This is a genomic window from Rhizobium sp. L9 (genome assembly GCF_002531885.1).
GTDB lineage: Bacteria > Pseudomonadota > Alphaproteobacteria > Rhizobiales > Rhizobiaceae > Rhizobium.
Window position 1 is genome coordinate 64,378 of the sequence record NZ_NWSZ01000023.1, and the last position, 24,346, is coordinate 88,723.

Here is a 24,346-nt window from a genome sequence, read left to right on the forward strand (position 1 = left end):
CCGGAGAGCGTCTGGATCTGAGGGAAACGGATCGATAATGCAGCCACATTTCCGAGGCCTGCCAAAGCCAATGCGCGCGATCATCGTCACCATCGGCCTGGCGACGCTCGCCGGCTGCGCCACGCGGCCATCGGCTGAGGTCTTGAGGCCTGTTCATCTGAGCGTGCCGGCCCGTTCGGAAACGGCGCCGGACAGGGTGAGCGTGCTCGTCGCGACCAACAGGACCCCGGATCGCGTGCGGGGCGGGTTCGACAGCACATGGGCCGAGAAGCTGACCTATGAGCAATACGCTTTCTCGGTTCCTCCCGTCAGGAAGGATACCGTGATCATCTATCCCAAGTCGAAGCCGGATCCGGAGCGGCAATTTGCCGTCGTCAAGCGCAGGCAGCTGCCGAACGATGCTTTCGTGCAGCAGGCGCTCGCCTCCGTGCAGCCCGACGGCACCGTCGGCATCTTCGTCCACGGCTACAACTACAGTTATCAGGAGGCGCTTTACCGCACCGCGCAGATTGCCGCCGACGCGAAGATCCCGGGCGCTCTGATCCTGTTTTCCTGGCCTTCGGCGGCATCCGTCACCGGATATGTCGCCGACCGCGACGCTGCGCTTTCCTCGCGCAGCGAACTCGATTCTCTCGTTACATCTCTCTCGGCATCGGGCAAGGTGAAGCGCGTCATCCTGTTTGGGCACAGCATGGGCGGGTTCCTGGTGATGGAAACGGTGCGAGAGCTCAAGCTGCAGCATCGTAACGCCGTGATCGGCAAGCTGGCGGTGGTGCTCGCCGCTCCAGACATCGACGTCGATGTCTTCCGGTCGCAGCTGAAGGACATCGGTCCAATGCCGAACCCGATCTCCCTTCTGGTTTCCAAGGACGACCGGGCGCTTGTGGCCTCAAGCTTCATCGCCGGCGAACGGGCGCGCGTCGGCCGCCTCGATATCGACGATCCCGTCATCCAGGAGGCGGCCTTGCAGGCGAGGCTCCGGGTCATCGACATTACCTCGATCAAGACCTCCTACGGGTTGGGCCACGACCGCTACGCATCGCTCGCGAAGTTCGGCGCCCAGCTTGCTTCCTTCGAGAGCGGCAGGCGGTCGACCGCCGGCGATGTCGGCGCCTTCGTCTTCGATGCCGCAGGCGCTGCAGTCGCAAGCCCGTTTCGCCTGGCAGGACGTGTCGTTCGCTCGCAATAGAGCGGTTTGCTCCAAGTCGGGAGCCTGTACATCCTGATCATCAGGATTGTGTACAATGTGACTATTAAATTGTCAGATGCCTAAATGAAGCGCAGACTTCCATCGTGGCCGAGTCGGCCACTGGGGATATGGGAGGGCATTATGAGCATTCAAAATCCGTCTCCCTCGTTGTACAACGAGGATCTTGCGCCCGCGGAGGAGCGTAAGTGGGGCGCATTCAGCATCTTCAACGTCTGGACGTCGGACGTCCATAGTCTTTGGGGCTACTATCTGGCGGCAAGCTTGTTCTTGCTCTGCGGCAGCTTTGTGAACTTCGTCATCGCTATCGGCATCGGCTCCCTCGTCATCTTCTTCCTGATGAGCCTGGTCGGCAATGCCGGCGTGCGCACCGGTGTACCCTTTCCGGTGCTGGCGCGCGCCTCCTTCGGCACGTTCGGCGCCAACGTTCCGGCTCTGGTCCGGGCGGTGGTCGCCTGCTTCTGGTACGGCGCGCAGACCGCCGCCGCATCCGGCGCGATCGTCGCCTTGCTGATCCGCAACGAGAGCCTGCTCGCCTTCCACCAGAACAGCCACATGCTCGGCCACTCGACCCTCGAACTCATCTGCTACATCATCGTCTGGGCGCTGCAGCTGCTGATCATTCAGCGCGGCATGGAAACGGTCCGCAGGTTCCAGGATTGGGCAGGTCCTGCCGTCTGGATCATGATGCTGATCCTGGCCGTCTATCTGGTCGTCAAGTCAGGCACCTTCTCGTTCGGTTCAGAAATCCCGCGTGACGTGCTGATCGAAAAGACCAAGGATGCCGGCGTGCCGGGCGAGCCCGGCTCCATCGCCGCACTTGCCGCCGTGGCGGCCACCTGGATCACCTATTTCGCGGCACTCTACCTGAACTTCTGCGATTTCTCGCGTTACGCGACGAGCGAAAAGGCGCTGCGGAAGGGCAATCTCTGGGGTCTGCCGATCAACCTCCTGGCATTCTGCCTCGTCGCCGGTGTCACGACCACGGCCGCCTTCACTGTGTACGGCGAGGTCCTGCTGCATCCGGAAATGATCTCGGCGAAATTCGACAGCTGGTTCCTGGCGCTGCTTGCGGCGCTGACATTCGCGGTTGCAACGCTCGGCATCAACGTCGTGGCAAACTTCGTCTCGCCGGCCTTCGACTTCGCCAATGTCTTCCCGCGCCAGATCAACTTCAAGCGCGGCGGATATATCGCCGCTTTGATCGCCCTCGTGCTCTATCCGTTTGCTCCCTGGGAGACGGGTGCTGCGCATTTCGTCAACTTCATCGGTTCGACGATGGGGCCGATCTTCGGCATCATGATGGTCGACTACTATCTCATCAGGAAGAGCCAGCTGAACGTCGAGGCGCTCTATCAGGAGAATGGCGAGTTCCGGTTCCAGAATGGATGGCACGGCAATGCCTTCATCGCATTTGCGGTGGGCGCGCTGTTCTCGTCGATCCTGCCGACCTTCACCTCCATCCTGCCGGACTGGTGGGGCACCTATGGCTGGTTTTTCGGCGTCGGCATCGGCGGGGCGATCTATTTCGTGCTGAGAATGGGCGCGCGGCGCACTCCGGCCTTCGCCTCATGACGAAACAAAGGCGCCTGGCCATCGCCGGGCGCCTTCATGCTCTGTTTGGAAAATCTGCTGCCGGAGGGAGCCGGTCATTCGCCCGGTTCAAACGGCGTACCGCCACTGCATGGATGGCCGTACGGCCTATGAGTATTGCGCCGTCAATTAGGTATACGCACTTTAAATGTATTGCGTTCCGCGTTACATTCGCCTATATAGCTTCCCGATGCCTCATGAGGGAAACCATGGCAAACACCGCTCCCCGCAAGGAAATACCCGTATCAATGCGTTTTCGCGATGATGATCTGGCAGTCATTGACCGTGGTGCAGCGCTCACGGGTCTCTCCCGGACAGAGTTTATGCGACGCGCTGCCGTGCATGAGGCGCAGATGGCGATCCTGAACGAAAGCGTCATCCGCCTGTCTCCCGATGCTTTCGATGCCTTTGTGACGGCAATCGAGGCGGCACCATCCGCGCCATCGCCGAAAGTAGTGGAACGCTTGCAGCGCAAGGCGCCTTGGGAAAATTGACCGGTGGCGCTGTCAAATGTCGAGCTTCTTGACGGGCGTCATCGACTTCAGGGGTTTTCCTGTGGCAAGCCGTCCCTGGATTCTTGGCTACAGAACTTTGCAGCATCGAATCAGCAACGTGGATTTACCCGGACGTTTGTCGTTTGCGACGACGATAGGGTGATCGGCTATTACGGCCTCGCACCGACGGTCATCGAGCCCAACGTCGTATCACGCAAGATCAGAACTGGACGTCCGCCCGATCCGATTCCCTGCCTCTTGATCGGGCAATTGGCCGTGGATAGCCGCTATAGGGGCAAAGGTATCGGATCGGCACTCGTGAAGGATGCCTTTCTTCGCTGCGTTGCCGGAGCCGATATCATCGGCGGACGGGCCATCGTCGTCCGTGCGATCGATGAAGAAGCCGAGCGGTTCTGGCAGAGCTGGGATTTCATGCCCTCGCGCGACAACTCATCGATCCGTATTCGCTCACTGGAGGATATTCGTGCATGGCTTTCAGGTCTCGGTGGATAGAGATGCAGGCCCGCCGCCCCTCTGGCCATTGGATGGGCGTTTTTCGGATAGCGAGGGTTTAGCCAGTCGCCGTGCGGAAGCGGATGCATGTTTTACGAAATGGCATTATGATCGGCGCAACGCTTGACCGGCGTTGGATGCGGATATGTGAGCCGCGGAACGGGGAGGACGGCAGGATTTGGAACGGCTGAAGGATCTGGACAGTGTTTCCGCGCAGGTCGGCAGCGGGTCGGCGTCGCCTCCTTATGAACGACGCGGCGTCGTGGCTGCCGCCGTCTACGAGCATGGGCAGCGTATTCGCGACATCAAAATAGAGGAAGCCGGCGAGTGGCGAAACCGGGAGAATGCCATCGTCTGGATCGGCCTGCACGAGCCGGATGAAGTGCTGCTGCACCAGATCCAGGCCGAGTTCAATCTGCATCCGCTGGCAATCGAGGATGCAGCGCAGCCCCACCAGCGCCCGAAGCTGGAAATCTACGGGGAGGCGATGTTCATCGTCGCCCGCACTGCTCATATGAAGGACGGCGAGATCGTCTTCGGCGAAACGCATCTCTTCGTCGGCCGCGGTTATGTCGTTTCGGTCCGCCATGGGGAGTCGTCCTCATATCTGGCGGTCAGGCAGCGTTGCGAGGCGACGCCGGCAGCGCTTGCCCATGGTGAGAACTACATTCTCTATTCCATCCTCGATTTCATCGTCGACAACTACATGCCTGTCATCGAGGTGGTGCAGGAAGAAGTCGAGATGCTCGAGGATCTTGTGCTGCGCGAACAGTTGGGAAAATCCGACATCGAGCGGCTTTACCTGCTGCGGCGCAAGCTCCTTCGCCTGCGCAACGCCGTGGTGCCGCTTGTCGACGTCTGCCGGCGATACGAGCATATCGACCTTCCCGGCATGGATCCGACACTGCAGTCGCTGTTTCGCGATGTCACCGATCACGTGCGCCGGGTTCAGGAAGATATCGACGCGCTGCGCGAGGTGCTCGCCTTCGCCTTCGAGGCCAGCGTCATGATCGGCCAGACGGAGCAGACGGCGATCGCCCGCAAGCTCGCCGCCTGGGCGGCGATCCTTGCCGTTCCCACCGCGATCGCCGGCATCTACGGCATGAATTTCAGCGACATGCCGGAATTGAAATTCCAGTATGGCTATTTCGTCGTGTTGGGCGTCATCGCCGTTCTGTGCCTCGGGCTGTTCGGCTTCTTCCGCCGGCGAAAATGGCTTTAATCAGGATAGCGCTTCCAGCAGCCGATTTCGGTGTATCCCGATATAGCCGATGTCGTTCAGATAGAGCCTCGCGTCTCCCGCATCGACGTCTTGCGCGAAGGCCTCGTCGCCGGCCGCAGCCCTTGCCAACATGAAATCGACGAGGGCTTGAAGTCGGTTGCAGATCATCTCGGGAAGCCGGCGCCGTTCTTCCGTCGTCGCGCCATAGGCGTTGCAGAAGATTTTCGCCCGCCGCAGTTGGTGGTCGAGACCGAATGCCAACGAGGGATTGCCAGGATCGGAAAGGGGTGCCCAGCGATAGACCGCATAGGCGAGATCCCAAAGGCGCGGGGCGGGATGGGCAGTGTCGAAATCGATGATCCCGACAGCCTCCTGATTGACGGTGGCGACATTGTAGGGCGCAAAGTCTCCGTGACAGACGATCTCACGTGGCTCCTGCGGCGGCAGCATCCATATCTGCGGCCTGTCATCTGATTCCAGAAAGCCTTGAGACGCCATATGAAGGTCACGCAGAAGTCTCGCTGCGGACATCAACATGCGCTCCGATCCGACAAGGGGATCGCCAAGGTCCTCGCAGACGCGACCGGCGACGTAGCTGACGACCTCCCGATCGTCGCCGGTAATTTGAATGGGCTCCGGAGCCGCCGGAAAGCCTTTGCTTCTGAGATGGCGCAAGAACCGGTGCGTGGTCGGCGTCCATGCGCCGGATGGTCTGATCACGGTATCGCCGTCGCGCCAGATCTGCCCGGTTCGCCCGCCCTCCAATAATTTCACGCATGGCCTCCAGATTTCAGCTTTTCGATATGAGCCTGAACCGTATCGGCAAGGTTCGTCTCATGGCAGTTCCGATAGAAGGCCGTCGTGTCCGAAGGCATCTCGACGGGTATTGCGACGAAGTCTTCGAGCCGGAAACCACTTGTACTGCCGAGTTGCGGGTCAGCCAGCCGGCTTTCACTCAGGCCGCCGACGCGAACGGCCAGGGCCTCGAAATAAGCAAGGTTCTCGTCCACTGCCGAAGGCGAAGATGTTCTGCCGTGCGCGGGAATGACCAGTTTCGCATCAAGGTCACGGATCCGCCTGAGTGAGGAGCGGATCTGGCGAAGATCATCGGCACTCCTGCTCCAGACTTCGGGAATAGGAGTTTCCACCGCGTCGACGGCCAGGCAGATCCGGAGTTCCGGGATCCAGACGGCGATATGGTCAGGCGTGTGTCCCGGCGTATGAATGAGTTCGAGCGTCAGATCGCCGCCGTTCAGGGCCATCGAGCCGGAGAAGGTGATATCCGGGCCGATGAGTTCGACATTCGCAAACCGCGTTTCCTGTCTCGTCTTGTCCTTCAGGACCTCCTGCGTGGAGGCATCACGCAGACGGTCGAGCGCTGCGGCATGCGCGATGATCGGAGCACGTCCTGAAACCGCAGAGTTTCCCCAGAAGTGATCCCAATCCATATGCGAATTGACGACGACCAGCGGGCGATCCTCGACGCTTTCCTCAAGCTGATCCAGTGCCATCCGGCACAGATGGGGTGTGCCGAGCGTATCGATCAGGACATTGAACCTCTCGGTCCGCACAAACACGGCATCGACTTCGTCTCCTGCCCGCAGGATGACGATGCGCTCGTCAAGTCCGGGATAGGAGCACAATTCTACCGCTTGGATCACGTCTGCCCGCCCTATTGCAATCGCAGTGACATCATCTACTACATCAAGTCTCGTTTGGATGCGCGCCTTCTAAGGGCTCCCAGATGTCCGCTCCACGGGTACTGGCACATCCCACCGTTCCATCACGGCGTTCGGCACAGTGACCGCACAGATCACCATAACGCTAGGCTTCGAGCGGCCGAGGTTCTTAGGCGTCCATCGTGCCTGGAGCGGGACGGCGCATCGGGGAACCAGCACCTTCGCGTTTGGTTCCAGCACGTCCCAGCGCTCATGCCCCTTCGCGTTCCCCTGTGCGATGAAACGCCTGGCCTCCTCGCGGATTTCAAACAGGCCGTGCTTATCGGGTGTCGAGCGATCTGTCTCGATGCTCCAGGAGGCGAGGCAGGGTATGCAAGCCGTGAGGACGGTGATGAAGACTATTGATCTAAGGATTGATGGGCTCTCAACCGCTCGATATTTCCCGATCGGAAACAGTCAGAGGATCTTTTAACGCATGTCGGCAATATCTCTACCGGCAAATCATGCGGTCTTCCTTCGCTCCTTGAGTGAGACCGGCTTGCCGGATCACGTCGTCTCCCATCTCACCACCCATGCGTGTCCCGCCTTGCCATGCCCCATGCAGCCGTGAATTGACGGTTTGAGTGGAACAACCTCCGCCAAAGGAAGTTTGCCTGAAAAGCAACGCGAGGCGGCGGCCGATGTTACTCTCTGCGAAGCAGGGTGCGTTCAGCACCCCACCCCGGATCTATTATGTCAACCCGCTACTTCTCCAAGGCATCGAAGCATGGCGCGAGGTTTTCGACCATGCGGCGGATACCGGCTTTGATTATGTTCTGACGGCGCCGCTCTTCGACCGAGGCGGGGACTGCAGCGTCTTTACCTTCCGGGATTTCGATCGCCTCGATCCTGAACTGCAGCTCGGAAGCGCGGTCGATGATGGGATATCGCGCTTGGCGGAGGCCGCGGAGAAGAGCGGCGTCGGCCTGATGATGGACCTGATGCTCGACGGGAAAGTCGGCGATGCACAAGCCGGCTTTCGTCCGGTCGATCCTCGACGTTCGCCGCTCGATCCGGCGGAGCCGATGAACACGATCGGGTCCGAGCGGCAATTGCATTTGTTGGGGGAGTGGACCGAGCGGCTGTGGCGGCTGTCCGGACTCGGCCTCTCCGGCTACCGGGTGCTCGGGATCGATCGCGCCGCACCGGCGCTTTTCAAATCGCTGATCGCTGCGGTGCGCGAGAAGGTTGACGTGCAATTCCTGGTCTGGACGCCCGGCACCGATTTTGCCGTAAGAAGAGCGATCGCGGATGCGGGCTTTTCTGGATGTTTTTCATCGATGGCCTGGTGGGACCTCGACGAGAGATGGTTCGTCGAGGAGCATCGCGTCCAGGAACCGCTCGGCTGGCAGGTCGCCTTTCCCGAGCCGCCCTTTGCCAGACGCATTGCGCATGGCACCGAGAGCCGTGAACTCCTCGAGCGGCGTGCCGTCAGAGCGCTGCGGCTTGCCGCCTCGCTCGGCGGCGGCCTGATGGTTCCCATGGGTTTTGAATATGGTGCGGCGACACCACTTGATCCGACCCATGGCGATGGTTCGGGGCTGCGGAGGCTGCGCCACGATCTCGCCTTCGATATCTCCGCCGAGATACGCGCCGCCAACGCGGGGATCGGCAGGCCCGACCACGTGCGCGCTCCATCGCTTCGCCTGGTCCGCAACGCCAACGGGCCGGTCTCGGCGCTTGTGCAATCCGAGGAGCAGGATCTTCGCGGCACATCGAATGTGCGGTTCGTCCTGATTAACAGGGATCTCAGGAGAAGCGCATCCGCGCCGATGACAGCCCTTCGCGAGGCTGCCTCCGGCTATCTTCCCGTCGCGGCCGATGGCGCTGTCCTGCGCCTGCGGGCAGGGGAGACGCGGATCATCGAAGCCAAGGCGCCCGAGCCGATCGCATCCCGGCCCGCCATCGACGTCGAGCAGGCGATCGCTTCGCCGCGGCTTGCCATCGAAAACATCATGCCTCGGGTCGATGACGGACGATTTCCCGTTAAGCGTGTCGTCGGCGAAACCGTCACAGTCGAGGCCGATATATTCGCCGACGGCCACGACCCGATCGCCGCCGTGCTGCTCTGGCGGCCGCACGATGCCATGGCGGAGTGGAAGGAGACGGAGATGCAGTTGGTCGAGAACGACCGCTGGCGTGCCGAATTCCTGCTGGAACGCGTCGGGCGCTATGAATTCGCGGTCGAAGCGTGGAAGAACCCGTTCGCGATCTTCCGCTACGAGCTGACCAAGAAGAACGATGCCAGGCTGGACCTGAAACTGGAGCTGCAGGAAGGATTGGACCTCGTCCGCGCCGCAAAAGCCGAAGCGCAGGCGGCACTCGGCGCAGAGTTGCAGGCGCTCATCGACAGTCTTGAAAACGCTTCCGATGCCGAGCGCACGGCGATCTTGCTCGACCCCGAGACAGCCGAGTTGATGAAACGGGCCGATAAGCGGCCTTTCCGGCTTCGCTCCACGGCAAGCGCCGTCGATGCCGAACGCAAGTCGGCGGCCTTCGCCAGCTGGTACCAGATCTTTCCGCGTTCGCAAAGCGGCGATCCGAACCGGCACGGGACCTTTGACGACGTCATCCCGAGACTGCCGGATATCCGCGGCATGGGCTTCGACGTGCTCTATTTCCCGCCGATTCATCCGATTGGAACGACCAACCGGAAGGGGCGCAACAACAGCCTGAAGGCAGCACCCGGCGATCCGGGAAGTCCTTATGCCATCGGCTCCAAGGAGGGCGGCCATGACGCAATTCATCCAGAGCTTGGAGATTTCGAGGATTTCGGCCGACTGGTCGAGGAGGCGGGTCGGCATGGGCTGGAGATCGCACTCGATCTTGCAATCCAGGCTTCGCCGGATCATCCCTGGCTGACGGAACATCCCGGCTGGTTCGACTGGAGGCCTGACGGCACGATCAAATATGCGGAGAACCCGCCGAAAAAATACGAGGACATCGTCAATGTCGATTTCTATACGAAAGACGCGCTGCCCTCCCTGTGGGTGGAACTTAGGGATATTGTCCAGCTTTGGGTCGACCAGGGCGTCAAGCTGTTTCGGGTCGACAATCCGCACACCAAACCCTTCCCGTTCTGGGAATGGCTGATCGGCGATATCAGGGCGCGCCACCCCGAGGTCGTCTTCCTGTCGGAAGCCTTCACCAAGCCGAAGGTCATGTACCGGTTGGCGAAGATCGGCTTCTCCCAGTCCTATACCTATTTCACCTGGCGCAATACCAAGTGGGAGCTCGAGCAATATATGCGGGAGCTCACCGAGACGGCGCCGAAGGAATTCTTCCGCCCGCATTTCTTCGTCAATACCCATGACATCAATCCGGATTTTCTGCAGAACGCGCCGCGCCCGGCCTTTCTGATCCGCGCGGCATTAGCCGCGACGCTTTCCGGACTGTGGGGCGTCTATAACGGCTTCGAACTCTGCGAGGGGCGTCCCGATGCCAAGCGCAAGGAATATGCCGACAGTGAGAAATACGAGATTCGCGCCTGGGATTACGACAGGCCGGGCAACATCATCGCCGAAATCCGGATGTTGAACCGCATCCGGAACGAAAACACCGCGCTGCATTCGCATCTCGGGCTGACGCTGCTGAACGCGTGGAATGACAATATCCTGTTCTTCGAGAAGGCGAGCCGCGCCCGCGACAATGTCCTGCTGATCGCGATCAGCCTCGATCCCCACAATTTTCAGGAGAGCAATGTCGAGCTGCCTCTGTGGAAATGGGGGCTTGGGGACGGCGGCGCGCTCGACGCCGAGGATTTGGTCACGGGGCACTCGTTCAGGTGGAACGGCAAATGGCAGAGAGTGAGTTTCAATCCTCAGATCCTGCCCTTTGCGATCTGGCGCGTTCGCGCAGCGGAGGCATGAATGGACACGATGAATCCCGGTAGCGCCGACCCGCTGCTCTGGTACAAGGATGCGATCATCTATCAGTTGCACATCAAGTCGTTCTACGACGCCAATGGCGATGGTGTCGGCGATTTTGCCGGACTGCACCAGAAGCTCGATCACATCGCAGCGCTCGGCGTCAACGCCATCTGGCTTTTGCCTTTCTTTCCCTCACCGCGCCGCGACGATGGATACGACATTGCCGACTACGGCAATGTCAGCCCGGATTACGGGACCATGGAGGATTTCCGCGCCTTTGTTGACGCCGCCCATCAGCGAAATATCCGCGTCATTATCGAGCTCGTCATCAACCATACCTCCGACCAGCATCCCTGGTTCCAGCGCGCACGCCATGCACCTGCGGGATCGCCGGAGCGGGATTTCTATGTCTGGTCAGATAGCGACCAGAAATTCCCGGAAACGCGCATCATCTTCCTCGATACGGAGAAATCGAACTGGACGTGGGATTCGGTCGCCGGCGCCTATTATTGGCACCGCTTCTATTCTCACCAGCCCGATCTCAATTTCGACAGCCCGCTGGTTATGGAGGAGCTGCTGAAGGTGATGCGCTTCTGGCTGGAGACCGGCATCGACGGTTTCCGCCTCGACGCAATTCCGTACCTCGTCGAGCGCGAGGGGACGATCAACGAAAATCTTCCCGAGACCCATACGATCCTCAAGCGCATCCGTGCCGCTCTCGACGCCACTCATCCCGGCGTGATGCTGCTTGCGGAGGCCAATCAGTGGCCCGAGGACACGCGGGAATATTTCGGCGAAGGCGACGAATGCCACATGGCGTTCCACTTCCCGCTGATGCCGCGCATGTATATGGCGATCGCCAAGGAAGACCGCTTCCCGATCACCGACATCCTGCGTCAGACGCCTGAAATTCCGGAGAACTGCCAGTGGGCGATCTTCCTGCGCAATCATGACGAGCTGACGCTTGAGATGGTCACTGACGCGGAGCGGGACTATCTGTGGGAGACCTATGCATCCGACAAGCGCGCCCGCATCAATCTCGGCATCAGGCGGCGCCTGGCACCGCTGATGGAGCGCGACCGCCGGCGCATAGAGCTGATGAACGCGCTGCTTCTGTCGATGCCGGGAACGCCCGTGATCTATTATGGCGATGAGATCGGCATGGGCGACAACATCTATCTCGGCGACCGCGACGGGGTGCGGACGCCGATGCAATGGTCACCGGACCGCAACGGCGGCTTCTCCCGGACGGATCCGGCGCGCCTCGTCCTGCCGCTGATCGCCGATCCGCTCTACGGTTTCGAGGCCGTCAATGTCGAAGCCCAGAGCACCGACGCGCATTCGCTGCTCAACTGGACGCGAAAGATGCTGGCGTTGCGTGGCCGGCATCCGGCCTTCGGACGGGGATCGCTGCGTTTCCTGTCGCCTGAGAACCGCAAGATCCTGGCCTATCTCAGGGAATATGACGGCGAGACGCTGATGTGCGTCGCAAACCTCTCGCGACTGCCCCAGGCGGTCGAGCTCGACCTCTCGGCGTTTGAGGGCCGCGTGCCGATCGAACTAACGGGCATGTCGCCGTTTCCACCGATCGGGCAACTGACCTATCTCCTGACACTGCCGCCTTACGGCTTCTTTTGGTTTCAACTCGCCGCCCATGCCGACCCGCCGGCATGGCGCACCGCGCCGCCGGAACAGCTTCCCGATCTCGTGACGATGGTCCTGCGCCGTGGGCTGCTCGATCTCGTCGATGAGCCGCGGTTGGGACGCGTCCTCAGCAACGAAATTCTCCCCGCCTATCTCACCAAGCGGCGCTGGTTCGGCGCCAAGGACCAGCCGCTTCAGGCGGCCCGGCTGATCTCGGCGACGCCGATACCCTATGCTGACGGCGTCGTCCTCGGCGAATTGGAGGTGGAGCTGCCGGATCATAGCGAGTCCTATCAGCTGCCGTTGGCGATCGCCTGGGACGACGCGCAACCCTCCGCTCTGACGCAGCAGCTCGCCCTCGGGCGGGTTCGCCAGGGCAGGCGGGTCGGCTTCCTGACGGATGGGTTTGCGGTCGAGCCGATGGCGCGCGGCATCCTGCGCGGACTTGCCGACCGTTCGCGCATTACGGGGCGCACCGGCACCCTCGAATTTTTCGGAACCGAACGGCTCGACCGCCTCAATATCACCGACGAGATGCCGGTCCATTGGCTCTCGGCCGAGCAATCCAACAGCTCACTGATCGTCGGCGACCTCGCGATGATCAAGCTGATCCGGCACATCTTCCCAGGTGTCCATCCAGAGGTGGAGATGACGCGGTTTCTGACCTGCGCGGGTTACGACCACACCGCGCCGCTGCTCGGCGAGGTCGCGCACACCGATTCCAGCGGCCGCCGCTCGACCTTGATCATCGTCCAGGGCGCGATTCGCAACCAGGGCGACGCCTGGAACTGGATGCTGAACAATCTGCGTCGCGCGGCGGACGAATTCGTCTTGAACGATCCGGCGCTTGAGCCGGACGACGAGGTCTTCCAGCCGCTCATCAACTTCGTCGCAATGGTCGGCGTGAGGTTGGGCGAGCTGCACGCAGTGCTTGCTGGAGAAAACGCAGACGAGGCGTTCAGTCCTGTCGTCGCCGGCGACGACGAGGTCGAGGCGATCAAGAAGGCAGTGTCGGGCGAAGTGGCCTATGCCATGTCGAAGCTTGCCGAGCGCGAGGAAAACGCCGATCCCATGATCGATCAACTCGCCGGCCCGCTTCTCAATCGACGATCGGAACTCATCGAGCTTGGCGCGAAACTGGCGGAGAGCGCCCGCGGCTCGCTGATGACGCGCACGCATGGGGATTTCCACCTCGGCCAGATCCTGGTCAGCGAGGGTGACGCGGTCATTATCGACTTCGAAGGCGAGCCAGCGAAAAATCTGGCCGAGCGCCGCGCGAAGACCGTTCCCCTGCGCGATGCCGCCGGACTTTTAAGATCGCTCAGCTATCTCGTCGCCACCGCCCAGCTCGAAAACGACGCCATTACCGAACATGAGAGCGAGGTTCGCCGCGACGCCATCGCGCGGTTCGGCCGAAGGGCCGAGGAGGCCTTTCTCGGCGCTTATTGGCAGGCAGTTTCGACATCCGCGGCGCTCGCCATGCCGACCGAACAACGACGGAGGGTTCTCGATGCCTTTCTTCTTGAAAAGGCCGCCTATGAAATCGCCTATGAGGCCCGCAACAGGCCGAAATGGCTGCCGATCCCGCTCGCCGGCCTTACCGAAATCGTATCGCGCTTAGCGGGGGTAACGGCATGAATATTGAACGCTCGGAACTTCTCGCCGGCATCGGGCATGACGCCCTCTGGGCCCTGATCGAGGGACGCCATGGCGATCCCTTCTCGATCCTCGGTCCGCATGAAAGCGGCGGCATGACGATCGTGCGCGTCTATCTGCCGGGTGCCGAAGGCGTCGATCTCATCGAAGCGGCGAGCGGCAGGGTGGTGACACCCTTCAGCATCGCTCACCCCTCCGGCCTGTTTGCGGCGGCGATGGGTTCGAGGATGCCCTACCGGTTGCGGATCACGTGGCCGGATGGCGAGCAGATCACCGAGGACCCCTATAGCTTCGGGCTTCTGCTCGGAGAGCTCGATCTCCACCTGATATCCGAGGGCACCCATTACAGCCTAAGCCGGACGCTCGGCGCGGTCGAAATGTCGGTCGACGACGTCGCGGGCGTCCGCTTCGCCGTCTGGGCGCCGAATGCCCGCCGCGTTTCAGTTGTCGGCGATTTCAACGCCTGGGACGGGCGACGAAACCCAATGCGGCTAAGGCAGCCGGCGGGCGTCTGGGAGCTGTTCGTGCCACGGCTGGCGCCTGGCGAGAGATACAAGTTCGAGATCATCGATCCGCATGGAAACTGCTTGCCGCAGAAAGCCGATCCGGTGGCGAGAGCGAGCGAAGCCGCCCCGTCCACCGCTTCGATCGTCGCATCCTCGACGCGATTTCGATGGACTGATGACAATTGGATGAAGGGCCGGTCGCGACAGCAAAGACTGGAAGGGCCGATCTCCGTCTACGAGGTGCATGCCGGGTCCTGGCTGCGGGAGAATGGCGGGCGGTCGCTCGACTGGGTCGAGCTCAGCCAGCGGCTCGTTCCCTATGTTCGCGAGATGGGATTCACCCATATCGAGCTGCTGCCGATCATGGAGCACCCCTTCGGCGGCTCCTGGGGATATCAGCCGCTAGGCCTCTTCGCCCCGACCGGCCGTTATGGCACGCCTGAGGATCTCGCCTATTTTATCGACCGCTGCCATGGCGCCGGGATCGGCGTCATCCTCGATTGGGTGCCGGCGCATTTTCCCACCGACGTCTGGGGGCTCGCCCGCTTCGACGGCACCGCGCTCTACGAACACGAGGATCCGCGTGAGGGCTTTCATCGCGACTGGAACACGCTGATCTACAATCTCGGTCGCAATGAGGTGAAAGGCTTCCTGATCGCCAGCGCGCTCGAATGGCTCGAACGCTACCATATCGACGGATTGCGCGTCGATGCCGTCGCCTCGATGCTCTACCGCGACTACAGCCGCAACGAGGGGGAATGGATTCCCAACCGGTATGGCGGCCGTGAGAACCTGGAAGCGGTGGAATTCTTCAAGCACCTGAACAGCATCGTCCATGAGCGCTGCCCGCATGCGATGACGATCGCAGAGGAGTCGACCGCTTGGCCCGGCGTGACGAAACCGCCGGGAGAGGGTGGGCTCGGCTTCGACATGAAGTGGAACATGGGCTGGATGCATGACAGCCTAAGCTATATCGAGAAGGATCCGGTTTACCGGAGTTACCACCACGGCACGATGACCTTCAGCATGATCTATGCCTATTCCGAACGCTTCATTCTGCCGATTTCGCACGACGAGGTGGTCTACGGAAAGGGCTCGCTGCTCGGCAAGATGCCCGGCGACGAGTGGCAGAAGTTCGCCAACCTGCGCAGTTACCTCGCCTTCATGTGGGGCCATCCCGGAAAGAAGCTGTTATTCATGGGAAGCGAGATCGCTCAGCCTGGCGAGTGGAACCACGACGCCTCAATCAGCTGGGATGTGCTGGATCGGCCCGCGCATGCGGGAATCCAGCGGCTGGTCAAGGATCTGAACGGCTTTTACAAAGACGAGCCGGCCTTGCAGTTTGGCGATTTCCATCACCAAGGCTTCGAATGGGCGGCGGCTGATGACGCCGTGAATTCCGTCCTCGGCATGCTGCGTTATGCCCCTGACCGCTCCTCGTCGGTGCTCGTCGTCTCGAATTTCACGCCGGTGCCGCGCTATGGCTATAGGATCGGCGTCCCGCAGGATGGCGTTTGGATCGAGAAGATCACGACGGATGCGGGCGAATATGGCGGCTCGGGCCTCGTCAATGGCGCAGTGTCGAGCGAACCAGTATCTGCCCACGGGAGGCCGCATTCGCTCTCGCTGACGCTGCCGCCGCTTACGACGATCTTTCTTAAGTCGCCTTGATAGGGTTTCGCCTCCTTCCGGTCATTCGTGCGGAGCCGGATGGATGAAGGGCCAGGGGCTTGCCTCCGATCCCTTTTCAACTGGAACTTCGATGAGGACGGGCTCGTCGAGTGCAAGGGCTTTCTCCAGCACGTCCCTTAATTCGCCGGGGCTCGTCGCCTTGAAGGATCGGATGCCGAAGCTTTCGCCGAGAGCGACGAAATCGGGATTAGTCAGATCCGAGCCGAGAGTGCGGCCCTTATAGGTCTGCTTCTGGTCGCGCAGCACATTGCCATAAGCGGAATTGTTGAACACGATGGCGACGACGGCGATCCTGTGCTGTACGGCGGTGGCAAGCTCCTGAACGCCGAACATGAAGCCGCCGTCACCCGAAACGGAGATCACGGCTTTGTCGGGATGGGCGACTTTCACGCCCAAGGCGGTGTTGAAACCGAAACCAAGATTGTCCTGATAGCCGCATGTCACGTATCGGCGTGGACCATAGCTCGGGAAGGCAAAGCGGGCGGCAAAGCCCATCTGACTGATTTCCTCGACGAAGAAGCCGTCTCTCGGCAGGGCCTCGCGAATGGCTTCGAGATAGCCAAGCTGCGGCTGCACCGCCGAAAAACGAGACCTTGCTTCTTCATTGAGTTCGGCAAATTCACGTGTGCGATCCTCGCGGCCGGAACCGGCCAGCGCATCGATCAGCGCCTTCGTTCCATCCCTGGCGTCCGCGACGATACCGACATCCGGCTTGAGGCGGACCATTTCGGTCGGATCGATATCGATGCGGATGATCTTGAGCCCCTTGGGAACCCACTTCCAGCGCATGAACTGCAATTCGAGCCGGCTGCCGACCCCGATCAGCACGTCGACCTTCTTCCAATATTCATAGGCGGCGACGAAATTCAGATAGTTCGGATGGTCGTCGGGGACGATGCCCTTGCCGGAGCGATGCGATGTCACCGGTGCCTGCAGCAGTTCCGCAAGCGCGGCGATATCAGCGCCGGCATCCGCCGCGCCACCGCCAACCATGATCATCGGATTACTGGCGCTTGATATCAGCGCCGCCGCGGCGGCGATCTGATCGGGATTGATTGCCGGATGAGGCGCTCTCGCGCCAATGGGAATGTCGATTTCAGGGCCGGATTGTCCGAACACGTCCCAAGGGGCTTCAACCGCTCCCGGGCCCTGGCGGCCGGAGCGCATCTTGGCGACAACCCCCGCCATGATGACACCGGCTTCGGACTGGTGATTGATGCGTTCGGCCGTCTTGGTAATCCCGCGCATTGTCGCGAGTTGATCCGGCAGTTCGTGCAGCTGTCCTCTGCCTCGGCCGATGAGCTGCGACATGATGTTGCCGGTGATGCAGAGCACCGGCGCGTTGGCGCCGTAAGCGGTGCAGACGGCCGCGCCCGAATTGAGAACACCCGGGCCGGGCACGACGGTATAGGCGCCGATCCGGCCGGTGGACTTGGCGTAGCCGTAGGCCATATAGGCCGCGCCCTGTTCGTGCCTTGTATGGATGAACCGGATCTTGTCGCCGGCGTCATAAAGCGCATCGTTGAAATCATACATATGGGCGCCGGGGATGCCGAAGACCGTGTCGATCCCATGGGCGACAAGCGATCGGGTGATCGCCTGGCCGGTCGTTTCTTTCCTGCTCATTCGGAGGCTCCAACGGAGTGTTGATTTATGACTTCAGGCAGCCTTCGGCCCTGAGCGCGGCGACGATGGCGCCGGCATCGGCGGGCTGCATGCCGGCAAGATTCATGCGGCCGGAATCCGCCATGTAGATGCCATGGTTTGCCCTGAGCGCGATCGCCGTTTCCTTGCGCATAGCGAGATTGGAAAACAGGCCGCGCTGCCGGCTGATGAAGGCCAGTTCGGTCGAGGCAGCAGCCAGCGCCGCGCGATTGCCGTTGATGCGCTCGCACATTTCTTCGAGTTCGGCGCGCCACATTGCCTTCATTTCTGCGCTTTCGAGAATGGCCCTGACGACGGCAGCCCCATGGTCCGGCGGCATGGACCAGTTGACGCGGGCAAGCGCCGCCATGTTGCTTTCCGCCTTTCTGACGTCATCGGCATTGCGAGCCAGGACATAAAGTGCGCCGACGCGTTCGCGATAGAGGCCGAAGTTCTTGTCGCAGGAATAGGCGATCAGCGCCTCGTCGACCGCATCGAGGATCATGCGTGTCGGGGCGGCATCCTGTTCGAGGCCGTCGCCGAGCCCCTGATAGGCAAGATCGATGAAGGGCACCAGCCTGTGCGCGACGAGGAGGTCGGTAATCTTTCGCCACTGCTCCATGGTGAAATCGATGCCAGTTGGGTTATGGCAGCAACCGTGAAGCAGCACGACGTCGCCTTCCCCGGCGGAAGACAAGGCGGAGACGACGCTGTCGAATGTCACCTGCTGTGAAGTCAGGTCCACGAAGGCGTATTCCTTCACGCCCAAGCGTGCCGAAGCGAAAATCGGTGCATGGTTGGGCCAGCTCGGCGTTCCCAAAAAAACCTTTGCTGATGGGTTTGCCGTTTGAATGAGCTCCGCGCCGAGACGGAGCGCGCCGCTGCCGCCGGGCGTTTGAATACCGGCGAGCCGTTGGGCGAATTTCGGCGCGTTGCCGAAGATGATCGGCTCAAGCAGGCGCACGAATTGCAGATCGCCTTCGGGGCCGAGGTATTTCTTGCTGCCCTGGGTCTCCAGGAGAAACTGCTCCGCCGCCTTGACGGCCCGCATGACGGGCGTGCGTCCCATGCCATCGCGATAGACGCCGACGCCGAGGTCGATCTTTCCGGGACGATCGTCGGCCTGGAAGGCCTTGATGAGGGCGAGCAGGCTATCGGCCGGCCGGCTGTTCAGTTGGTCAAACACGGTTCCACCTCGCTTTTGCATTGTGGCTGGAGATTAACTGAACTGTCACGGCGAATTTCTGCGATTTTCACCCCTGGAGTCCGCGATCGTGCAGACAATCGGCGGAAGCGGCCTATAATGTGCAGAAAATCACCGTCTGGAGTGATGGTCATGCTTGATCCGTTCGATATCAAATTGCTCGCCGCCCTCCAGGAAAACAGCGAGATGACGCAGGGCGAGTTGTCCCAGAAGGTCAACCTGTCCGCCACTCAATGCGCGCGCCGTTTGGAAAGACTGCGCAAAGAGCAATATATCCAGAGCGTCGTCGCTATCCTCAATCCGGTGAAACTGGGTTTCACCGTCGTCGCACATACGCTCGTCAGCCTTCGAGCCCATACCGAAGGCGGAAACGAGCGGCTCCATCGTTTCATCGAGACTGCGCCGGAGATCCTGGAATGTTACTCGCAGACGGGCGACGCCGACTTTCTGATGAAGGTCATGACGCGTGACCTCGACCATCTCAGCCAGTTTCTCGAAAGAATGATCCGGGTCACCGACAATCTGGCGTCGGTCAAATCAAGCATCGTCCTCAAGACGATTAAAAAGACGACCGCTTTGCCGCTGCAGATCGTGACGTGAGAGCGGCCGTTCTCACCTGAGATAGTGGATATGCGGGCGCGAATGATGGGGGGAGGCTTCGATGCGGGCTTCGACCGAAAAGACTTCGCGCAGCAGCGTCTCGCTCAGCACATCCTCTGGCGCGCCTGACGCGACGATCCTGCCCTGCTGCATGATAGCAAGCTCGTCGCAGAACATGGCGGCATGGTTGAGATCGTGCAGGGCGACGATGCTGGTGATCGGCAGGCCGGAAACGAGCCGCATCAGGCCGATCTGGTGCTGGATGTCGAGATGGTTTGTCGGTTCGTCGAGGATGAGTTCCTGCGGCGACTGGGCAAGCGCCCTGGCGATGTGGGTGCGCTGCTTTTCGCCGCCCGACAGGCTCTGCCAGCGATCGTTGCGCTTTTCGGCCATGCCGGCGCGGGCGAGCGCTGCCTCGACCGCCTCTTCGTCGGCCTTCGTCCAGCCGGAGAACATCGACCGGTGCGGGAAACGGCCGAGCTTGACGACGTCGACGACCTTGAGATTGGCGTTCGTCGTTGCGTGCTGCTCGACGAAGGCGATACGTCGGGCGATCGAGCGGCGGCTGATCGTGCCGATATCGCTCCGGTCGAGTGTGACGCGGCCGGAATGCGGCCGCTTCAGGCCCGCGAGAAGCCGCAGCAGCGAGGTCTTGCCCGAGCCGTTCGGCCCGAGCAGGCCGAGCATCCGGCCGGGCTGCGCCTCCATGGAGACGCCGTCCAGAATGGTCTTCCTGCCAATTTTCCAGGTGAGGTTGTCGGCCTTGATGCTCATGACGCGCGCTGGAACCGGTAGAGGATGATCGAGAAGAAGGGCACGCCGACCAGCGCCGTGACGACGCCGATCGGCAGGATCTGGTTGGGAATGAGGGCACGCGCGGCGATGTCGGCGAGCACCATGAAGATTGCGCCTGATATGGCGCAGGCCGGCAGAAGACGGATATGAAGCGGCCCGACGACGAAACGGGCGACATGCGGCACGACGAGGCCGACGAAGCCGATCGAACCCACCATGCTAACGATCGTGGCCGTCATCATCGCCGTCAGTGCGAAGAGCGCCATTCTGGCGCGGCTGACATTGACGCCGAGCGAGGATGCCGCCTCATCGCCGAAAGCGAAGGCGTCGAGCACGCGGGCGTAGAGCAGGCAGGCGGCGAGGCCGAAGCCGACGACGATCGAGACCAGCGCAAATTCCGGCCAGCGCACGCCGCTGAAGCTGCCGAGCAGCCAGAACATCACGTCGCGGGCCTGCTGCGCATTGGCCGACGTGGTGACGATATAGGAGGTCGAAGCATTGAAGAGCTGCGAGGCGGCGACACCGGCAAGGACGGTGCGGTCCGCGCCGCCGCGCGTGCCGTTCGACAGCAGCGCCACAAAGAAGAAGGCCGCGAAGGCGCCGGCGAAGGCGCCTGCCGAAAGCGATACGGCGCCCGCGCCGACGCCTAAAATGACGATCGCAACGGCACCGGTGGAGGCGCCGGCCGAAATGCCGAGCACATAGGGTTCGGCGAGCGGATTGCGCAGCAGCGACTGCATGATGGCGCCAGACAGCGCCAGTCCCGCGCCGCAGAAGGCGGCGACGAGCGCGCGGCTCAGGCGATAATCCCAGATGACAGTCTCATGGATGCGGTTCAGCTCGACAGCGGTCCAGCCGAGCCGGTTGGTAACGGCCGAGAAGGTGGTCGCAAGCGGGATCGGCAGGTCGCCGATCCCGACGCTGACGCCGATGGCGACAGCGATGAGGCAAAGGGAAGCCAGGAGCAGTGCGATGACTGCTCCCAGCTGCCGGAAGAGACGGCCGGCGTCGATCACCTCAGGAGACCGAGCGCCTTCAGCTGTTCGGCCACCTGCTCGGCGCCGTAGATCGTGCGGATGGTCGGATTCATCGCCTGGCCATCCATCACGACGAGGGCCTTGTTCCTGACCGCCGGAATCTGGCTGACGGCCGGATCGCAGTTCAGGAAGTTGATCTTGGCTTCCGGCTTGTCGAGCTCCCAGCGGTTGCGGTCGAGGCTGGCGACGACGATGACGTCGGGGTTGGAGGCGATGATGCCTTCCCAGCCGACGGTCGGCCATTCTGCGTCGGCGGTGATCGCATTATGTCCGCCGAGCAGATCGGCGATGAAGCCGGAGGCGCTGTTTTTACCACCAACATAGGCGTCGGCCGACGGGCTGGGGCTGGAAAACCAGAAGACGTAGGACAGGTTCTGGCCGTCCCTGGCAACGCTCCCGCGAAGCTTGGCTTCACGCGCCTTGAAATCGGCGATCAGCGCCTGGCCCCGATCGGCGACATCGAAAATCTGCGAGAGTTCGTCGATCTCCTTGTAGAGAAGATCCATGTTCCACAACTCGCGGCGGCTGCCGTACTGGTCCTTGACCTCCTTGGTGCTGAGGCAGGTGCTCGGCGAGAGGTAGGTTGAGACGCCGACCTTGTCGAAATCCTCGCGCTTGGCGATCTTGCTGTTGGGGCCGACCAGGCTTGGCAAGGCCACCGCCACGAAATCGGGATTTTCCGCGAGCATCGACTCGAAGGTCGGCATTTCGACGGTGAGAAGCTTGACCTTGGCATTTGCCTCGGCGAGCTGCGGCAGAACCCTGCTCGGCCAGAAGGCGGTGCCGACCATCTTGTCCTGAAGGCCGAGCAACAGCAGGATTTCCGCGCTGTTCTGGCCAAGCCCGATCGCCCGCTCGGGCGCCTTCTTGAAGGTCACCTCAGCGCCGCAGTTTTCGAGCGTCAGCGGGTAGGTGGTCGAGCCGGCGAATGACGGAGCCGCGGCAAGGCCGATCAGAGCGGAGAGGCCGCAGGCGGCCAGAAGTGATTTAAAGCCGATCACTGTAGAAATCCCGGTGCGTGAGTTTATGGGCGGGGGTATAGCCACAGGAGGCGCAGGAAAACAAGACCAAATGGATCAACTTATCGCAAAAATCGACGGTGCTGGACACTGCGTCCAGTTAGCTCGCCTACCAGACCATGTCCTAAGTCCAGATACTATCACTATCGTTTTCGAGAAACTTCCGGATCGCCTGCGAGAGAGCTTGTGGGTTCTCCTCGGCCACGTGATGGCCGCTGTCGATGCCGAAGCCGCGCACGTCCTCGGCCCAGTTTCGCCAGATAGCGACGGGATCGCCATAGATCTGTTCCATATCGTCGCGCAACGACCAGAGGCACAGCATGGGGCAGATCACTTTCCGGCCGGTATCGCGGTCCTCGCGGTCGTGGCGGTGGTCGATACTGAGGCCGGCGCGGTAATCCTCGATCATCCCGTGGATCACGGCTGGATCGTGGATAATGTCGATAAGGTCGTCATAGGCCGGCCTTCCCATCAGTTCAGGCGAGAGTTTGTCGTACCATGCCAAGGGATCGGCCATGATCGCCCGCTCCGGCTTTTCCGGCTGAGCGAAGAAGAACCAGTGGTACCAATCCCGGGCAAATTTCCAGTCGGCGCGTTCGAGATGCTCGATCACGGGGATGCCGTCTGCGATGACGAGTTTCTGCACGCGATCGGGATGGTCCATCGCCATGCGGAAGGCAGTCAGGCTTCCGCGGTCGTGGCCGACCACCGCGAAGTTTTCGTGCCCCAATCGCCGCATCAGCGCGACCAGCGCTTCAGCCTTGGCGCGCTTCGAAGAGTTGCTGCTGTCGGGAGCATCGGCTGGCTGGTAGGAGCGGCCGAAGCCGGGAAGGTCGGGGCAGACGACCGTGTAGTCGGGCGCCAGCAACTCCGCCACCTTCCCCCAGGTCATATGCGTCCTGGGATGGCCATGGAGGAGAAGAACGGCTGGTCCTGATCCGCCGTGTCGGACGCGAAGCAAACCCGGTCCGACGTCGACGGAATCGAGAGAAAAGCCTTGGAACATGGTCAGCTGAGCTTGCCCACGAGCTTGGCATAATCCGAAAATGTCGCCCCTTCGCCTTTGCTGCCGGCCTCGCCGGCAAGCTGCAGCACACGGATTGGAAATAGGATTGCCGCCAGGTTGGCGCCGGAGAGCTCATGGTCGTCGTCCTCCTCGATCGCCTTTTTGGCTTTCGAGAGCGCGGCATCGATTTCCGCGCGCGTAAGCAATTCCTTTTCGACGATCGCGTCGCATATCGAGGCCATTGCCATGATCAGGCCCTTGAGCTGCAGATTGGCGGTATTCATGAGAACTCCCGGGTGAAGAAAGGATTTCTAGTCCTGTTCGACCGGCCGGATTGTGTCGACCGAGACCGTGCCGTCGAGGATACCCCGCTTTATATCACGTCTGTCCCGATCGATCTCGATCACGGTGTAGAGTTTGTCGTCACGAAAGGCGCTGGCATTGGCCGTGGTGACATCTTCGGCAGGCGCCGCATCGACTTCCATGAAATCGAGCTCGCGTGCCGCGGCAACGATTCTGGCATCGCCCGGCGTCCGGGCGGCGACGACGATGGCGCCGTGATTGGGCGCATTCCCCCATCTGGGATCGTCGGGTTTGGCGATCGGCTCAAGCCGGTAGATGTTCAGCACCTCGCCGCCGGTTTCGGACGATGCCTCCGCCGCGGCATCCTGCATCTGCGCTTGGCTCTCGACCGACCTGCCGAAGGTCGTCGGGCTGGTCGCATTGTTGATCTCGTCTTTCCCTGTCCTTGAGACGTTCGACATGTCGTTCTCCTTGTCAGGACGGAAACGACGGCCAGCGGGAAACTGTTCCCACGCCGGCAAAGTTTGGCCGCCGACACTGGGTTAGGCCAACCTCTGCAACCCTGCGGCACACCCATAGCCTTTTTCCAGTCGAGCACTAGTTACCCTCTGTCGAACAGGGGGG

General features: G+C 61.4%; 20 protein-coding genes. 9 read left to right on the forward strand and 11 right to left on the reverse strand.

Features of this window, described 5'->3' with window-relative positions:
• Positions 1-37: 37 nt before the first annotated feature.
• The 5 genes from CO660_RS22305 to CO660_RS22325 all read left to right on the forward strand — a co-directional run bounded on the left by CO660_RS22305 (position 38) and on the right by CO660_RS22325 (position 5,029).
• Positions 38-1,189 (forward strand): alpha/beta fold hydrolase, encoded by a 1,152-nt coding sequence (locus tag CO660_RS22305; protein ID WP_176536348.1) that lies wholly within the window; start codon positions 38-40, stop codon positions 1,187-1,189.
• A 141-nt stretch (positions 1,190-1,330) separates the two neighbouring features.
• Positions 1,331-2,782: an NCS1 family nucleobase:cation symporter-1 gene (locus tag CO660_RS22310; RefSeq protein ID WP_097600540.1), complete on the forward strand. Its 1,452-nt coding sequence runs from the start codon at positions 1,331-1,333 to the stop codon at positions 2,780-2,782.
• 227 nt (positions 2,783-3,009) lie between these two features.
• Positions 3,010-3,294, forward strand: a complete 285-nt coding sequence (locus tag CO660_RS22315; RefSeq protein ID WP_085781699.1) for a DUF1778 domain-containing protein — start codon at positions 3,010-3,012, stop codon at positions 3,292-3,294.
• A 3-nt stretch (positions 3,295-3,297) separates the two neighbouring features.
• A complete protein-coding gene (locus CO660_RS22320) occupies positions 3,298-3,807 on the forward strand; it encodes a GNAT family N-acetyltransferase (protein ID WP_085781698.1) in 510 nt (169 codons plus the stop codon).
• 178 nt (positions 3,808-3,985) lie between these two features.
• Positions 3,986-5,029, forward strand: a complete 1,044-nt coding sequence (locus CO660_RS22325) for a magnesium and cobalt transport protein CorA (RefSeq protein WP_097600541.1) — start codon at positions 3,986-3,988, stop codon at positions 5,027-5,029.
• Here the strand turns inward: CO660_RS22325 and CO660_RS22330 are convergent, their stop codons facing one another.
• From CO660_RS22330 to CO660_RS34500, 3 genes are all read right to left on the reverse strand, one after another.
• On the reverse strand, positions 5,030-5,803 hold the full coding sequence (locus CO660_RS22330; RefSeq protein WP_097600542.1) for a phosphotransferase: 774 nt from the start codon (positions 5,801-5,803) through the stop codon (positions 5,030-5,032).
• A complete protein-coding gene (locus CO660_RS22335; protein WP_097600543.1) occupies positions 5,800-6,690 on the reverse strand; it encodes an MBL fold metallo-hydrolase in 891 nt (296 codons plus the stop codon). The genes CO660_RS22330 and CO660_RS22335 overlap by 4 nt, the downstream gene beginning before the upstream one ends.
• A 69-nt stretch (positions 6,691-6,759) precedes the next feature.
• Complete coding sequence (locus tag CO660_RS34500; RefSeq protein WP_097600544.1) at positions 6,760-7,122, reverse strand: hypothetical protein; 363 nt, start codon at positions 7,120-7,122, stop codon at positions 6,760-6,762.
• Between the two features lie 266 nt (positions 7,123-7,388).
• On the opposite strand from CO660_RS34500, the gene CO660_RS22345 reads away from it, so the two are divergent.
• From CO660_RS22345 to glgB, 3 genes are read left to right on the forward strand one after another with little or no spacing between them, the layout of a single operon-like run.
• Complete coding sequence (locus tag CO660_RS22345; RefSeq protein WP_097600545.1) at positions 7,389-10,616, forward strand: alpha-1,4-glucan--maltose-1-phosphate maltosyltransferase; 3,228 nt, start codon at positions 7,389-7,391, stop codon at positions 10,614-10,616.
• The gene (treS, locus tag CO660_RS22350) at positions 10,617-13,898 is read left to right on the forward strand and encodes a maltose alpha-D-glucosyltransferase (RefSeq protein WP_097600546.1); all 3,282 of its coding nucleotides are present in this window, start codon (positions 10,617-10,619) and stop codon (positions 13,896-13,898) included.
• Positions 13,895-16,093 (forward strand): 1,4-alpha-glucan branching protein GlgB, encoded by a 2,199-nt coding sequence (gene glgB / locus CO660_RS22355; protein WP_097600547.1) that lies wholly within the window; start codon positions 13,895-13,897, stop codon positions 16,091-16,093. Before treS ends, glgB begins: the two co-directional genes overlap by 4 nt.
• 21 nt (positions 16,094-16,114) lie before the next feature.
• Here the strand turns inward: glgB and CO660_RS22360 are convergent, their stop codons facing one another.
• On the reverse strand, positions 16,115-17,740 hold the full coding sequence (locus CO660_RS22360; protein ID WP_097600548.1) for a thiamine pyrophosphate-dependent enzyme: 1,626 nt from the start codon (positions 17,738-17,740) through the stop codon (positions 16,115-16,117).
• Between the two features lie 25 nt (positions 17,741-17,765).
• Positions 17,766-18,944 (reverse strand): amino acid aminotransferase, encoded by a 1,179-nt coding sequence (locus tag CO660_RS22365; RefSeq protein WP_097600549.1) that lies wholly within the window; start codon positions 18,942-18,944, stop codon positions 17,766-17,768.
• Between the two features lie 150 nt (positions 18,945-19,094).
• Here CO660_RS22365 and CO660_RS22370 point away from each other — a divergent pair, with 150 nt between their 5' ends.
• The gene (locus CO660_RS22370) at positions 19,095-19,562 is read left to right on the forward strand and encodes an Lrp/AsnC family transcriptional regulator (RefSeq protein WP_097600622.1); all 468 of its coding nucleotides are present in this window, start codon (positions 19,095-19,097) and stop codon (positions 19,560-19,562) included.
• A gap of 12 nt (positions 19,563-19,574) precedes the next feature.
• Here the strand turns inward: CO660_RS22370 and CO660_RS22375 are convergent, their stop codons facing one another.
• From CO660_RS22375 to CO660_RS22400, 6 genes are all read right to left on the reverse strand, one after another.
• A complete protein-coding gene (locus tag CO660_RS22375; RefSeq protein ID WP_097600550.1) occupies positions 19,575-20,336 on the reverse strand; it encodes an ABC transporter ATP-binding protein in 762 nt (253 codons plus the stop codon).
• A complete protein-coding gene (locus CO660_RS22380) occupies positions 20,333-21,373 on the reverse strand; it encodes an iron chelate uptake ABC transporter family permease subunit (RefSeq protein ID WP_097600551.1) in 1,041 nt (346 codons plus the stop codon). The genes CO660_RS22375 and CO660_RS22380 overlap by 4 nt, the downstream gene beginning before the upstream one ends.
• The gene (locus CO660_RS22385) at positions 21,370-22,395 is read right to left on the reverse strand and encodes an ABC transporter substrate-binding protein (RefSeq protein WP_097600552.1); all 1,026 of its coding nucleotides are present in this window, start codon (positions 22,393-22,395) and stop codon (positions 21,370-21,372) included. Before CO660_RS22385 ends, CO660_RS22380 begins: the two co-directional genes overlap by 4 nt.
• 142 nt (positions 22,396-22,537) lie before the next feature.
• Positions 22,538-23,419 (reverse strand): alpha/beta hydrolase, encoded by an 882-nt coding sequence (locus CO660_RS22390; RefSeq protein ID WP_097600553.1) that lies wholly within the window; start codon positions 23,417-23,419, stop codon positions 22,538-22,540.
• Positions 23,420-23,421: 2 nt separating this feature from the next.
• Positions 23,422-23,703 (reverse strand): hypothetical protein, encoded by a 282-nt coding sequence (locus CO660_RS22395; protein WP_085781684.1) that lies wholly within the window; start codon positions 23,701-23,703, stop codon positions 23,422-23,424.
• 27 nt (positions 23,704-23,730) lie between these two features.
• Positions 23,731-24,183: a hypothetical protein gene (locus tag CO660_RS22400; protein ID WP_097600554.1), complete on the reverse strand. Its 453-nt coding sequence runs from the start codon at positions 24,181-24,183 to the stop codon at positions 23,731-23,733.
• Between the last annotated feature and the right edge of the window lie 163 nt (positions 24,184-24,346).

What these genes read in the sequence shown, in the direction of transcription:
- CO660_RS22305 (WP_176536348.1), top strand. Translation starts at nt 38, where the DNA reads ATGCAGCCACATTTCCGAGGCCTGCCAAAGCCAATGCGCGCGATCATC.
- CO660_RS22310 (WP_097600540.1), top strand. Translation starts at nt 1,331, where the DNA reads ATGAGCATTCAAAATCCGTCTCCCTCGTTGTACAACGAGGATCTTGCG.
- CO660_RS22315 (WP_085781699.1), top strand. Translation starts at nt 3,010, where the DNA reads ATGGCAAACACCGCTCCCCGCAAGGAAATACCCGTATCAATGCGTTTT.
- CO660_RS22345 (WP_097600545.1), top strand. Translation starts at nt 7,389, where the DNA reads ATGTTACTCTCTGCGAAGCAGGGTGCGTTCAGCACCCCACCCCGGATC.
- treS (WP_097600546.1), top strand. Translation starts at nt 10,617, where the DNA reads ATGGACACGATGAATCCCGGTAGCGCCGACCCGCTGCTCTGGTACAAG.
- glgB (WP_097600547.1), top strand. Translation starts at nt 13,895, where the DNA reads ATGAATATTGAACGCTCGGAACTTCTCGCCGGCATCGGGCATGACGCC.
- CO660_RS22360 (WP_097600548.1), bottom strand. Translation starts at nt 17,740, where the DNA reads ATGAGCAGGAAAGAAACGACCGGCCAGGCGATCACCCGATCGCTTGTC.
- CO660_RS22370 (WP_097600622.1), top strand. Translation starts at nt 19,095, where the DNA reads ATGCTTGATCCGTTCGATATCAAATTGCTCGCCGCCCTCCAGGAAAAC.
- CO660_RS22375 (WP_097600550.1), bottom strand. Translation starts at nt 20,336, where the DNA reads ATGAGCATCAAGGCCGACAACCTCACCTGGAAAATTGGCAGGAAGACC.
- CO660_RS22390 (WP_097600553.1), bottom strand. Translation starts at nt 23,419, where the DNA reads ATGTTCCAAGGCTTTTCTCTCGATTCCGTCGACGTCGGACCGGGTTTG.
- CO660_RS22395 (WP_085781684.1), bottom strand. Translation starts at nt 23,703, where the DNA reads ATGAATACCGCCAATCTGCAGCTCAAGGGCCTGATCATGGCAATGGCC.
- CO660_RS22400 (WP_097600554.1), bottom strand. Translation starts at nt 24,183, where the DNA reads ATGTCGAACGTCTCAAGGACAGGGAAAGACGAGATCAACAATGCGACC.